Raw genomic sequence first — 12,559 nt, 5'->3', positions numbered from 1 at the left:
ATCTCCTTCAAGCGCTCAGGCCGCCGAACAGGGTCGGCATGTCGAGCGGGCGGAAGCCGTAGTGGTTCATCCAGCGCACGTCGGCGTTGAAGAAGTCGCGCAGGTCCGGCATTCCGTATTTCAGCATGGCGATGCGGTCGAGACCCATGCCCCAAGCGAAACCCTGGAACTCGTCCGGGTCGAGGCCGCCGGAGCGCAGCACGTTCGGGTGGACCATGCCGCAACCGAGAATCTCCATCCAGTCGTTGCCTTCGCCAAACTTCACCTGGCCGCCCGAGCGGTCGCACTGGATATCGACCTCGAAGGACGGTTCCGTGAAGGGGAAGAAGGACGGGCGGAAGCGCATGGTGACGGAGGGCACCTCGAAGAAGGCCTTGCAGAACTCCTCCAGCACCCAGCGCAGGTTGCCGACATGCGCCTTGCGGTCGATCACCAGCCCCTCGACCTGATGGAACATCGGCGAATGGGTGGCGTCACTGTCCTGACGATAGGTCTTGCCCGGAATGACGATGCGGATCGGCGGCTCCTGCGCTTCCATCGTGCGCACCTGCACCGGCGAGGTATGCGTGCGCAGCACCTTGCGCTCGCCCTTTTCGTCCGGGTTGAAGAAGAAGGTGTCGTGCATCTCGCGGGCCGGATGGCCTTCCGGGAAGTTCAGCGCCGTGAAGTTATAATAGTCGGTCTCGATATCCGGGCCTTCGGCGATGGAGAAGCCGAGATCGGCGAAAATCGCGGTGATCTCGTCGACGATCTGGCTGATCGGATGGATGCGGCCGCGCTCGGCGGGCGAGGAGCGGACCGGCAGGGAAACGTCCAGCGTCTCGGCCTTCAGCCGGGCGGCGATGGCGGCGTCCTTCAGCGCGCTCTTGCGGGCGGCGATGGCATCGGCAATTTCGGTCTTCAGCGCATTGATCGCCGCGCCGCGGGTCTGGCGCTCCTCCGGCGTCATCGAGCCGAGCGTCTTCAGGAGTTCCGAAACCGACCCCTTCTTGCCGAGAGCCGCGACGCGCACGGCCTCGATGGCGGCCTCGTCCTCAGCGCCCGCGACCGCCGCCAGAAGCGCATTCTGCAAATTGGTGAGTTCAGTCATTCTTTCCTGCCTTGCCGACCGGCTCGCTTCTCAGCCCGACCGCCTTTTCGAGATATCCGGTAGCCACAATGAAACGTCGCAGATCACTACCCATACGCACGCGCCCAATCAACCGGGCAAGCGGCAAAAATCGTGCGGCGGAGCCGATCAGGGCCCGCAGTTCGCTTCCTGCCGCAGCCGGTGCCGCCTCGCTCCAGGCGGCATAGGCCCGCCGCAGCGTTCGTTCGCCCTCCCCGGCCCGCGTGGAAAGCTGGAAGAACAGCACCCAGAGATCGCGCGCCTGCGCGACCGCAAGCGGCATGACGGCCTCGGGCTGCTCCTCGAAATCGATGAAGCCGATTTCCCCGTCGACGATCGTCATGTCGCGCGGATGCGGCCGCCCGTGGCAAAGGCCCGCCCCGTGCAGCCGCCCCAGCGTGGCGGCGCAGGACACCAGCAGGTCTTCATGTTCCCGCGGCCGCTCGTCCTTCAGGGCGCGCAGCCTGTTCTCGACCGACGGGCTCGTGTCGGAAAGAACGAGCGCCGATCCGGAACGGAAGAGCACCTGCGGAACGCGGAAGCCTTTCCCGGCAAAGCACATGATCCGGCTTTCCTCCTGCCGGATCATGTCCGCCGGGCTGCGGCGCGGCGCGAGCCGAAAGGCCACCGGCAGGAAGCGGGCGAGCGGGGCATAGAGCTTCTGCCAGAGGTTCGCGCCCTCGGTTCCATAGCGCTTGATCCACACCGTTCGCCGGGACAGCTCGACCCGCTGCACGCGCCTGCCCGTGTCGGCAAGGGCGGCGACCAGCAGCGCGACGTCGGCGTCGCTCACGTCCGGAATGGACGAGAGACCCTGCATTTCCATTCGGACCTCCCCGTCAAATGGCTCTATCTCGTTGTTTTCACGCAATTCCGGACGGAAAGCCGCCAGGCACTTTTCCTGGAATTGCTCTGGAAACGAAAAAGCCCGCGCCTTTCACGGACGCGGGCTTTTCAAAATGCGTCGGAAAGCGCGGCTTAGTTGACCGCAGTTTCAAACTCGTTGGCCGAACCGGCTTCCTTGAGGTATTCGAGGCCCTTCTTGGATGCATCGACCAGCGCCTTGAACGCTTCCGGCTGATGGATGGCCAGGTCGGACAGGACCTTGCGGTCGACTTCGATGCCGGCCTTGTTCAGGCCGTCGATGAAGCGGCCGTAGGTCAGGCCGAATTCGCGGACGGCGGCATTGATGCGCTGGACCCAGAGCGCGCGGAAGGTGCGCTTCTTGACCTTGCGGTCGCGGGTCGCGTACTGGCGCGAACGGTCGACCGCAGCCTTTGCGGCGCGGATCGTATTCTTGCGGCGGCCGTAGAAGCCTTCAGCGGCCTTCAGAACCTTCTTGTGCTTGGCGCGGGAAGTGACGCCACGTTTTACGCGAGCCATGTCATGATCTCCTTATCGTTCTTTTCGGCGACTGGTCTCAGAGACCGTTCGGCAGGTAGTTCTTGATGACCTTCTTGCCATCGGCTTCGGCCAGAACCATCGTGCCGCGCGCATCGCGGATGAACTTGTTGGTACGCTTGATCATGCCATGACGCTTGCCGGCGGCGGCTGCGAGAACCTTGCCGGACGCCGTGATCTTGAACCGCTTCTTGGCGGACGATTTCGTCTTCATCTTGGGCATTTTGCTACTCCGTTTTTTCTGGGGCAAAGCCGGCGACGAAACCGGTTCTGCCAAGCATTGAGAACGGCCACGGCATGCCCTGCCGGACCGTTCGGAACGGCGGCTTATAACCGCGAAGCCGCAAAAGTGCAACGTCTGAATCGCACTATGGGGCCAGAGCCGCCTCGATCGCCGTCGCATGGGCGAAAAGGGCGCCGTCACGGCCCGCCGTCGCGGCCAGCATCAGGCCGGCGGGCGCTTCCCCGCGGCGGTGCATCGGCAGCGAAATCGAGCAGCCGTCGAACATGTTGACGATGGCCGGATTGCGCAACATCGCCAGGTTGGTGGCGGTGAACAGGTCGGCATCGGCCTCCAGCGCCGTAATCGCCGGCGCCACCAGGGGAACGGTCGGCATGGCGAGCACGTCGAAGGGAGCGACCGCCGCCTCGACGGCGGCGATGAAGGCCGCGCGCAGCTTCAGCGCATCGACGTAATCGGCGCCCGTCTGCTCCCTCGCCCGTACGAGACGCGCCAGCACGCGCGGATCGTAATCCTCCGCACGGCTTTCGATCAGCCCCTGCCCGCGATGCCAGGCATAGGCCTCCGCCGCGGTCAGGCCGCCCTTCGCGTTGATCGCCTCGACCATCGCGAATTCCTTCATCGGCACATGGGACACAAGCGCTCCGGCGCGCGACAGGGTGTCCAGCGCCCGCTCGAAGCGCGAGGCGACATGGGCGTCGAGACCGTCCAGAACCACCGTCTGCGGAACGGCGATCCGCATGCCCTTCAGCGCCGGGACCGCCGCCTCGCCGACCGGCCGGCCGGACAGGATGGCGTGAACGATACGGCAGCACTCGACGGAATTGGCCAGCGGGCCGATGGAATCGAGCGTCGTCGACAGCGGCACGACGCCCTCCCGCGGCACGGCCGAGGCGGTCGGCTTGAACCCGACGATGCCGCACAGCGCGGCGGGAATGCGGCATGAGCCGCCGGTGTCCGAACCGATGCCGGCGGCGGCCATGCCGTCCGCCACGGAAACGGCGGCGCCGGAGGAAGAGCCGCCCGGAATGCGCCGCGTCGCCCGGTCGAAGGGCGAGGCCGGCGTGCCGTAATGCGGGTTGATGCCGATGCCGGAAAAGGCGAACTCGGTCATGTTGGTGCGGCCGATGACGATGAAGCCGACAGCGCGCAGGCGTGCGACCATCGGCGCATCCTGCGCGGCGGGAGGCGCATCGGAAAGCACCACGGAACCGGCGGTCGTCACGTCGCCGGCGATATCGGCCAGATCCTTGACTGAAACCGGAATGCCGGCGAAGGGCGACGGCGCGAGCCCGGCCTCGCGCAGCAGATCGATGGCACTGGCCGCCGCCAACGCCTGCTCGGAGTGGACCTTCACGAACGCCCGCTCTCCCTCTCCTTCCGGGTCGGCGATGCGGTCGAGGCATTCACGCACCAGCTTGCGCGCGGTGGTGCGCCCTTCGGCCAGTTCCCGCGCCAGCGCTCTCAGTTTCAAAGTCTCGGGCATGATCGCATTCCTCATCGGGGCGGACGCAAGGCGCAGCGCCGCCTGTTCGCGCGGCCTATTCAATGCGGGAAGACCGGCCGATGTAAAGCCTTTCCTTGCAACCGATATACCGACTTGACAAGCCGCAAGCGCCGGTGCGGCGGAGCCGGAATGCGCCGTGGCGCCTGCCACCCTCCTACAGGTCTCTTGACGAAGCCTGCGGCCTGAGACAATTAATGGACGTTCCCGCCGCAGCGAACATCGGCGCGGCGAACGAAAACCTGGTGCCGGGCCCCTCTGGCGAGAGTTTTACGGCGCTCTCGTGATGTCGGTACCGCCTGCAAATCAAGCCGGCGGATCTCTTTTTGACATGAACACAAAGATCATGCCTCGCGTGCGTGCTCTCGACCGCATGCCGTCTTCGCTTTTCGTCATCGCCCCGTGCAACGTCGGGACCCAGGAGGCGGGACGATGAGCCAGCCCCAGACGCAAAAGTCCACATTCAGCTATTTCATCTGGGCGTTCATCTTCACCGCCGTCGGCCTGCTGCTCGGCGCGTGGCTCGGCTGGGAGATGACGGGCACGCTGGGCGGCATGGGCACCGTCTTCTTCATCTGCGTCGTGCTGGCGGTTCTCGAAATCTCGCTGTCCTTCGACAACGCGATCGTCAACGCCAACAAGCTCAAGGACATGACGCCGAAATGGCAGCACCGGTTCCTGACCTGGGGCATCATCATCGCCGTGTTCGGCATGCGCATCATCTTCCCGCTGGCCATCGTGGTCATCGCCGCGAAGATCGGGCCGTGGGAAGCGGTGAAGCTCGCCGCGATGAACCCCGACGAATACGCCCGCATCATGACGGGCGCCCACCTGCCGATCGCGGCCTTCGGCGGCACCTTCCTGATGATGGTCAGCCTCACCTACTTCTTCGACCATGAGAAGGACATCCACTGGATCCAGTGGCTGGAGAAGAACATGGCCCGCGCCGCCTCGATCAAGGGCATCGAGATCGGCATCGTGCTGTTGCTCATCGTGCTGTTCTCCAACCTGCTGGACGGCCAGGACACCGTCACCTTCATGACCTCGGCGATCTACGGCCTCATCACCTACCTCGCCGTCGAGGTCGTCGGCGGGCTGCTCGACCTGTCGCAGAAGTCGATCGTCGAAACGGGGGCCAAGGGCGGTCTCGGTGCCTTCCTCTATCTCGAAGTGCTCGATGCGTCCTTCTCCTTTGACGGCGTGATCGGCGCCTTCGCGCTGACGCAGAACCTCTTCATCATCGCCATCGGCCTCGGCATCGGCGCCATGTATGTCCGCTCGATGACCATCATGCTGGTCGAGAAGGGCACGCTTGCCGAATACCGCTATCTGGAACACGGTGCCTTCTATGCCGTGCTGATCCTTTCCGTGATCATGTATGTCCAGACGCTGGCGCACATCCCGGAAGTCATCACCGGCCTCGGCGGCGCGACCCTCATCGGCATCTCCTTCTGGGCCTCCGTGCGGCACAACCGCAGGGAAAGGGAAGCCGAAGCGGCAGCAGCCCTTCACTGATCATCTAGAGGGCGGCTTGCGCCGCCCTCGGACTGCCGACGAACGGCTCATTGCTATTCTCTTTGGGCCGGTCCTCAGGTCAGGCCCGAGAGTGACGAAAAGAGGGTTTGTCAATCCACCCAGGAAGGGCGGCGCGGGCCGTTCCCTTCCGTCCCCGCCCGGCGCGACGCTTGTTTTCGCGGCAATATATCGACTTCCCACACTTTTTTGCATCGCAGCATCCGATTTGCCCGGATAGCCGGATTTTTCGTTTGCCTGCCCCGTATCCGGGAGGCATCCTGTCGGCAGCGAAGTTCTCAAAAGCAGTTGGATAGACTTAATCATGACAGCGGATGCAATCGTCCTTGGAGCCGGCATCATCGGGGTGTCGACCGCCCTTCAGCTTGCCTTGCGCGGCAAGTCCGTCGTTCTCGTCGACCGGCGCGAACCGGGGCTCGAAACCTCCTACGGCAATGCCGGCCTGATCCAGCGCGAAGGCATCTATCCCTATGCCTTCCCGCAGGGCCTCGACGTCCTGTTCCGCTATGCCTTCAACGATCAGATCGACGCGCGCTATCACCTTTCGGCAGTTCCGGCGGTCGCGCCCTTCCTCGCGCGCTACTGGTGGAACTCCCAGCCCGAGCGCCACAAGGGGATCGCCTATGCCTACGCCCCGCTGATCGAACATTCGGTGAGCGAACACGACAGGCTGATTGCGATCACCGGCGCGGAGCACCTGATCCGCCGCGAGGGCTGGAAGGAAATCTACCGCACCGCCGGGCGCCGCGACGACGATTTCCGGGCCGCCGAGAAGCTGAAAGGCGAGTTCGGCCTGAACTACGAGACGCTGACGCCGGAAGAGCTTGCAAGGGAAGAGCCGCATCTGGCCACGGTCTTCACCGGCGCGCTGAAATGGACGGACCCGACGACGGTGCGCGATCCGCGCGCGCTGACGCTTGCCTATGTCGAACACTTCAAGAGCCTCGGCGGCCGCTTCGTCACCGGCGACGCGGCCAGCCTCGGCACCGGCCCGACCGGACGCGGCTGGCAGGTGGTGACGCAGGACGGTATCGTCGAGGCGGAACAGGCCGTTCTGGCCACCGGCCCCTGGTCCGACGACCTGACGCGCCGGCTCGGCTATTCTTTCCCGCTCGGCGTCAAGCGCGGCTATCACATGCACTACGCCACCAAAGACGGCGCGACGCTGAACGGCTGCACGATGGATGCCGAGCGCGGCTATTTCCTCGCGCCGATGAACCAGGGCATACGCCTGACCACCGGCGCGGAATTCGCCCTGCGCGACGCGCCGAAAACGCCGGTCCAGCTCGAAAAGGCCGAACGCATCGCCCGCTCCATCCTGCCGCTGACCGAGCGGCTCGACCCCGAGCCTTGGATGGGCGCGCGGCCCTGCACGCCGGACATGATACCGGTCATCGGCAAGGCGCCGCGCCATCAGGGCCTGTGGTTCGCCTTCGGCCACGCCCATCACGGACTGACGCTCGGCCCGATCACCGGACGCGTTCTTTCCGAGGCGATGTACGGCGAAACGCCGGTCATCGACATCACGCCCTATCGCGCAGAACGCTTCAACCCGTAACCCCATCGCCCGATGGTTGCTTTCCGGCAACGGATCGGGCAAGCTCGAAAATACGGCGCCGCACAAGACGGCGGATATCGGGGCCGACGGGATCTTCCGCCGGACATTCATGCAGAGGGGACCGGCTTCATGCCTCGTTTTCTGATCTACCACGCGGAAAAGGGCGATTAGCGCAACGGCGTTTCATCGACGTCATTCCGCAGCATCTTCCGATGGGAGCATGAGGCCTTCGACAGCGCGGCGCGCGGTCGGCCGAAGCCCGTCCCCGACGACATCGGATTTCCAAGGACAGATCAGCCGTAACCGGCTGCGCGGCATTCGCATCCTGGCCCGCTCTCCTGCGAACCGGCCGGACTCCGTCCCGGGAAGATCGGAAGCAACAACCGGTGCCCTATGGATATCGCCAGCCAAGCAAAAGACTTTTTCGACCAGAACCCCGACATCGAACTCCTCGAAGCCTTCGTAATCGACGTGAACGGCATGCCGCGCGGCAAGTGGATTCCCCGCGAGCGCGCCTTCGACGTGCTGACCAAGGGCATGGCCATTCCCCGCTCCGTCTATGCGCTGGACGTATGGGGCCGCGACGTGAACGCCGCCGGCCTTGCAGAAGGCACCGGCGATCCCGACGGCATCTGCTTTCCGGCCATCGAAACGCTGTCCCGCGTGACCTGGCTGAACCGGCCGACCGCGCAGGTGCTTCTGGACATGCGCAACCCGGACGGCACCGCCTTCTTCGCCAATCCGCGCCACCTGCTGCAACAGGTGCTCCAGCGCTACCGCGCCGCGGGCCTGACGCCGGTGGTGGCCACGGAACTCGAATTCTACCTCATCGATCCGGTGCGCTCCGCGCTCGACCCGGTTCGCCCGCCGAACAGCCGCGAGGGTCGCTGGCACACCGGCCAGACGCAGGTGCTTTCGATTTCCGAGCTTCAGGATTTCGAAGCGGTCTTCCACGACGTCTCCGCCGCCTGCCGGGCGCAGAACGTCGCCGCCGATACGACGCTGCGCGAAAACGGGCCCGGCCAGTACGAGATCAACCTCAACCACGTTCCCGACGCCGTGCGGGCCGCCGACTACGCGCTGCTGCTGAAACGCATCGTCAAGGGCGTCGCCCGCCGCCACGGCCTCGACGCGACCTTCATGGCCAAGCCCTACGGCATGCAGGCCGGCAGCGGCATGCACGTTCATTTCTCGATGCTCGACGCCGAGGGACGCAACATCTATGTCGGAGAAAACGGGCCGTCCGAGGCGCTGCTGCATTCGGTCGGCGGCCTGCTCGACAATATGGCGGCCAGCATGGCGATCTTCGCGCCGCATGCCAATTCCTACCGCCGCCTGCGGCCGTCCGAACATGCGCCGACCTATGCCTCCTGGGGGTTCGACAACCGCTCGGCCGCCGTGCGGGTCATCACCGCCTCGAAGCCGGCGACGCGCATCGAGCATCGCGTGGCCGGCGCCGATACCAATCCCTATCTGGTGCTGGCGATGATCCTTTCGGCGGCACTCGCCGGCATGAAGGAACGGATCCGGCCGGGCGGCGCGGTGAGCGGCGACGAGCACGGCGCCACGCACGAGCCGCTGCCGACCAACTGGGCGCAGGCGATCCACAGTTTCGCCCGCTCCAGCTTCGCCTATGCGGCGCTCGGCCCGCAGTACCGCGCGCTCTACACGGCCTGCAAGGACCAGGAGATTTCCGAGTTCTCGCTGCGCGTAACCGATGTCGAATACGACGCCTATATCCGAACGGTATGACCATGACTGCACAGATCACCTCCCCGAACAATCCCGGCCACACCGCGTCCTGGTACGCCTGGTCGGCCAACGACAAGACCATCCGCCCGACGCTCGAAGGCGACATCGAAGCCGATATCTGCGTCGTCGGCGCCGGCTTCACCGGCCTTTCCGCCGCGCTGACGCTGGTGGAAAAGGGCTATTCCGTCGTCGTGCTGGAAAGCGAGCGCATCGGCTTCGGAGCATCGGGACGCAACGGCGGCCAGATCGTCAACGGCTACAGCCGCGACATCGACACGATTTCCCGTCGCTACGGCCCGGAGAAGGCCGCCAGGCTGGCCGCCATGTCGCTGGAGGGCGGCGAAATCATCCGCGAGCGCGTCGCCCGGTACTCCATCGCCTGCGACCTGCGCCACGGCGGCTTCTTCGCGGCCTTCACGGAAAAGCAGGTCCGTGACATGGAAGTCCTCAAGGCCACCTGGGAAAAGCACGGGCATAGCGGGCTTGAAATGGTGCCGAAGGCCGAGACCGGCAAATATGTGAAGTCCGACCGCTATGCCGGCGGCATGATCGACCGGCTCGGCGGCCATATCCACCCGCTGAACTATGTGCTCGGCGAGGCTGCGGCCATCGAAAGCCAGGGCGGCCGGATCTTCGAGAATTCGCGCGCGCTGAAAATCGCCACCGGCACGGCCCCGTCCGTGACCACGGCGAAGGGATCGGTGAAGGCGAAATACGTGCTGGTGTGCGGCAACGCCTATCTGGGCGAGACATTGCCGGAGCTTTCCGGCCGGATGATGCCGGTCTCAAGCCAGATCGTGACGACGGAACCGCTCGACGCCGGCCTGATCGAGGGGCTTCTGCCGGCCGACTATTGCGTCGAGGATGCGAATTACGTGCTCGACTACTATCGCCGCACCGCCGACAACCGGCTGCTCTACGGCGGCGGCATCGGCTATGGCGGCCGCGACCCGAAGGATATCGTCGCCTATATCCGTCCCAACCTGCTGAAGACGTTCCCGCAGCTCGAAGGCGTGAAGATCGACTTCGCATGGAGCGGCAATTTCGCGCTGACGCTGACGCGCATTCCGCATATCGGCAGGCTTTCGCCCAGCGTGTATTTCTCGCATGGCGACAGCGGCCACGGCGTGACGACCACGCAGCTCCTCGGCCGCATTCTGGGCGAGGCCGTCTCCGGCCAGGCGGAGCGGTTCGACGTCTGGGCATCCCTGCCCAACCTGCCCTTCCCCGGTGGCAAGACCTTCCGCGTGCCGCTCACCGTGCTCGGCGCCTGGTGGTACGGCCTGCGCGACAGGCTCGGTGTCTAGAGTTCAGACAGTTCGTTTACGGCATAAGCCGCCACTTCCTCGGTGGAGCGGTCGATATCGACCCGGATGCAATCGGGCTCGCCGAGTGGCGGTTCGAGCGTGGCGAACTGGCTGTCGAGCAGTGCCGGCGGCATGAAGTGGCCGGTGCGCGCCGTCATGCGGGAGCCGATCAGTTCGCGGCTGCCGTCGAGCCAGACGAATGCCGCCCGCTCGCCGAACCCCGCCCGGAGGCGGTCGCGATAGATCCTGCGCAGGGACGAACAGGTGACGACGATGCCGCCGCCGGCGGCGCGGGCCTCGCGGACCGCCGCCCCGATGCTGTCCAGCCAGGGCATGCGGTCTTCGTCGCGCAAGGGCAGGCCGGCGCTCATGCGGGCGATGTTTTCCGGCGGATGCAGCGCGTCGCCCTCGACCAGCGCGTAGCCCAGTGCCCCGGCGATGAGGGCGGCGACCGACGACTTGCCGCAACCGCTGACCCCCATGACAACGACGACCTTCGGCATCATGACTTGCTTTCTCCATTTCTTTGCAGGCGGCTCATGGCCCAGGGCATGAGGAACGACAGGAAGATCAACCGCAGAACGTGGTGCGACCCGACATAGGTCGTGTCGACATGCATGATGACCGCCATCGCGGCCATCGTTTCAAGACCGCCCGGCGCGAAGGCGATCAGGGCGGCGTTGAACGGAACGCCTATGACGGAGGATACGAGCGCCGCGCAGGCCGCCGCCATGATGGTGACGACAACGGTGGTGATGGCGCCGGCGATGAAGGCGGTGCGCATGGCGGAAACGGAAACCCCGGAGAACCGCGTGCCGATCAGCGAACCGATGACCACATAGACCGGATTCATGATCCAGTAGGGCACCTGGCCGGAGATGAAGCCGCTGACATGCGGCAGGGCCGACGCCGCAAGACCGCCGAGCAGGAGTGCCGCCGGGAAATTCCAGCGCGTGAACAGCAGGCCGAGCGCGACGGACGCCAGCAGCACGACGGCGAGAACCGGCAGTTCCATCATCTGCTGCGGCCCCGTGAAGCCCGGCGCCGCCATGTCGAGCGCAGACAGGATTGGCGGCACGGCAAGGGTGAGCGCCATGACGCGGACGCTCTGGATGATGGCGATAGCGGGCACGTCGGCCTTGCTGTCGGCGCTGAGGCTGATGATGAAACTCAGATGGCCCGGCGAGGAGGCGAGCAGCGCCGTCTTGCGGTCGAGGCGGAACAGATGTTGCAGGATCCAGGCGGCCACGTAGAGCAGCACGACGACCATGACCAGCACCATGAAGAAGCTGAAGGGCCACCGCTTCGCCGCGCCGATGATATCCGGCGTGACGGATGCGCCCATGGAAATGCCGACCAGCACGAAGCAGGCATCGCGAAGCCGGTTCGGCACGGCCAGCTTCAGCCCCGCGAGCCCCGCCAGCATGACCACCAGAGCCGGGCCGATGAGATAAGGTGCGGGAGCGCCGACATACCATGCGCCGGCCGCACCGACCGCGCCGAAGAAGGCCGTCAGCAGGACGGCGCGAAACTGCGCAGAACTCACAAATGCCATCCAATGTCAAAGGCCGGCTGCGCTACGCAACCGGCCTGACGATGTATCCGCTATGACTGACCGCGGTCAAGTATTCGATGGTCAGGCGGCCGGCTGCGCCTCGTGTTCCGGCAAGCCGAGCAGCATGTTGATCTGCGGCCGGGTCTTGATCAGATCGTGGATCGTATAGCCGGACAGAACCTCGAAGAAGGCGCCGAGCGCATGGCGAAGCGCGGAGTTGAGACCGCAGCTGTCGACAAGTGGACAGTCCACGTCACCGTCGTCGTCGAAGCATTCGGCCATCGCGAAGGAATCCTCCGTCACCCGCACCACGTCGAACAGGGTGATCGCCTCGGCCGGACGACCGAGCCGCACACCACCGTTGCGTCCGCGAACAGTTTCCACCAGACCGGCCTTGTTGAGCGGCTGGAGGATCTTGAAAAGGAACAGCTCCGAAACACCGTAGGCCCTGGCGATTTCCGGAATGCGGCTGAGCTGTCCGTCATTGGCGGCGCAATACATCAGCATGCGGACCGCATAATTCGTCTGCTTCGTGAGGCGCATTTCGCACTCCTTCCATCTCGAATGCGGAATATATAGTCTCTAACCTTCTTTGGAACA

The 12,559-nt window shown here is 65.1% G+C and carries 12 protein-coding genes; 4 read left to right on the top strand and 8 right to left on the bottom strand.

The window, feature by feature from the left end; translation table 11 throughout:
* Positions 1-7: 7 nt before the first annotated feature.
* The 5 genes from pheS to NOF55_RS03565 form a co-directional block, all read right to left on the bottom strand.
* On the bottom strand, positions 8-1,090 hold the full coding sequence (pheS, locus tag NOF55_RS03585; protein WP_306409930.1) for a phenylalanine--tRNA ligase subunit alpha: 1,083 nt from the start codon (positions 1,088-1,090) through the stop codon (positions 8-10).
* On the bottom strand, positions 1,083-1,934 hold the full coding sequence (locus NOF55_RS03580; RefSeq protein ID WP_306409929.1) for a BUD32 family EKC/KEOPS complex subunit: 852 nt from the start codon (positions 1,932-1,934) through the stop codon (positions 1,083-1,085). Before NOF55_RS03580 ends, pheS begins: the two co-directional genes overlap by 8 nt.
* Positions 1,935-2,086: 152 nt before the next feature.
* Positions 2,087-2,491, bottom strand: a complete 405-nt coding sequence (gene rplT, locus NOF55_RS03575) for a 50S ribosomal protein L20 (protein WP_306409928.1) — start codon at positions 2,489-2,491, stop codon at positions 2,087-2,089.
* A 37-nt stretch (positions 2,492-2,528) separates the two neighbouring features.
* Positions 2,529-2,732, bottom strand: a complete 204-nt coding sequence (gene rpmI, locus NOF55_RS03570) for a 50S ribosomal protein L35 (RefSeq protein WP_134647921.1) — start codon at positions 2,730-2,732, stop codon at positions 2,529-2,531.
* Between the two features lie 145 nt (positions 2,733-2,877).
* On the bottom strand, positions 2,878-4,236 hold the full coding sequence (locus tag NOF55_RS03565; RefSeq protein WP_306409927.1) for an amidase: 1,359 nt from the start codon (positions 4,234-4,236) through the stop codon (positions 2,878-2,880).
* 450 nt (positions 4,237-4,686) lie between these two features.
* Between NOF55_RS03565 and NOF55_RS03560 the strand changes: the two genes are divergently transcribed.
* From NOF55_RS03560 to NOF55_RS03545, 4 genes are all read left to right on the top strand, one after another.
* Entirely contained in the window at positions 4,687-5,769 is a 1,083-nt protein-coding gene (locus NOF55_RS03560) for a DUF475 domain-containing protein (protein ID WP_306409926.1), read from the top strand.
* Between the two features lie 322 nt (positions 5,770-6,091).
* Positions 6,092-7,345, top strand: coding sequence for an NAD(P)/FAD-dependent oxidoreductase (locus NOF55_RS03555; RefSeq protein ID WP_306409925.1), 1,254 nt, complete (start codon positions 6,092-6,094; stop codon positions 7,343-7,345).
* 393 nt (positions 7,346-7,738) lie between these two features.
* Positions 7,739-9,097: a glutamine synthetase family protein gene (locus NOF55_RS03550; RefSeq protein WP_306409924.1), complete on the top strand. Its 1,359-nt coding sequence runs from the start codon at positions 7,739-7,741 to the stop codon at positions 9,095-9,097.
* A 2-nt stretch (positions 9,098-9,099) separates the two neighbouring features.
* Positions 9,100-10,404, top strand: a complete 1,305-nt coding sequence (locus tag NOF55_RS03545; RefSeq protein WP_306409923.1) for an NAD(P)/FAD-dependent oxidoreductase — start codon at positions 9,100-9,102, stop codon at positions 10,402-10,404.
* On the opposite strand, the gene NOF55_RS03540 is transcribed toward NOF55_RS03545, so the two are convergent.
* The 3 genes from NOF55_RS03540 to rirA form a co-directional block, all read right to left on the bottom strand.
* Positions 10,401-10,910 (bottom strand): gluconokinase, encoded by a 510-nt coding sequence (locus tag NOF55_RS03540; RefSeq protein ID WP_306409922.1) that lies wholly within the window; start codon positions 10,908-10,910, stop codon positions 10,401-10,403. The genes NOF55_RS03545 and NOF55_RS03540 overlap by 4 nt on opposite strands.
* Complete coding sequence (locus NOF55_RS03535; protein WP_370868894.1) at positions 10,907-11,959, bottom strand: AbrB family transcriptional regulator; 1,053 nt, start codon at positions 11,957-11,959, stop codon at positions 10,907-10,909. The genes NOF55_RS03540 and NOF55_RS03535 overlap by 4 nt, the downstream gene beginning before the upstream one ends.
* Before the next feature lie 81 nt (positions 11,960-12,040).
* Entirely contained in the window at positions 12,041-12,502 is a 462-nt protein-coding gene (rirA, locus tag NOF55_RS03530) for an iron-responsive transcriptional regulator RirA (RefSeq protein ID WP_306409920.1), read from the bottom strand.
* Positions 12,503-12,559 lie beyond the last annotated feature (57 nt).

This window comes from Ectorhizobium quercum (assembly GCF_026552795.1).
Taxonomy (GTDB): domain Bacteria; phylum Pseudomonadota; class Alphaproteobacteria; order Rhizobiales; family Rhizobiaceae; genus Ectorhizobium; species Ectorhizobium quercum.
Note: the sequence above shows the minus strand (reverse complement) of the source record. Positions and strands in the feature narration are given on the sequence as shown.

Coding starts and splice junctions, on each gene's coding strand:
- NOF55_RS03550 (WP_306409924.1), top strand. CDS start 7,739: ATGGATATCGCCAGCCAAGCAAAAGACTTTTTCGACCAGAACCCCGAC.
- rpmI (WP_134647921.1), bottom strand. CDS start 2,732: ATGCCCAAGATGAAGACGAAATCGTCCGCCAAGAAGCGGTTCAAGATC.
- NOF55_RS03555 (WP_306409925.1), top strand. CDS start 6,092: ATGACAGCGGATGCAATCGTCCTTGGAGCCGGCATCATCGGGGTGTCG.
- NOF55_RS03540 (WP_306409922.1), bottom strand. CDS start 10,910: ATGATGCCGAAGGTCGTCGTTGTCATGGGGGTCAGCGGTTGCGGCAAG.
- pheS (WP_306409930.1), bottom strand. CDS start 1,090: ATGACTGAACTCACCAATTTGCAGAATGCGCTTCTGGCGGCGGTCGCG.
- NOF55_RS03560 (WP_306409926.1), top strand. CDS start 4,687: ATGAGCCAGCCCCAGACGCAAAAGTCCACATTCAGCTATTTCATCTGG.
- NOF55_RS03535 (WP_370868894.1), bottom strand. CDS start 11,959: ATGGCATTTGTGAGTTCTGCGCAGTTTCGCGCCGTCCTGCTGACGGCC.
- rplT (WP_306409928.1), bottom strand. CDS start 2,491: ATGGCTCGCGTAAAACGTGGCGTCACTTCCCGCGCCAAGCACAAGAAG.
- NOF55_RS03545 (WP_306409923.1), top strand. CDS start 9,100: ATGACTGCACAGATCACCTCCCCGAACAATCCCGGCCACACCGCGTCC.
- NOF55_RS03580 (WP_306409929.1), bottom strand. CDS start 1,934: ATGGAAATGCAGGGTCTCTCGTCCATTCCGGACGTGAGCGACGCCGAC.
- NOF55_RS03565 (WP_306409927.1), bottom strand. CDS start 4,236: ATGCCCGAGACTTTGAAACTGAGAGCGCTGGCGCGGGAACTGGCCGAA.
- rirA (WP_306409920.1), bottom strand. CDS start 12,502: ATGCGCCTCACGAAGCAGACGAATTATGCGGTCCGCATGCTGATGTAT.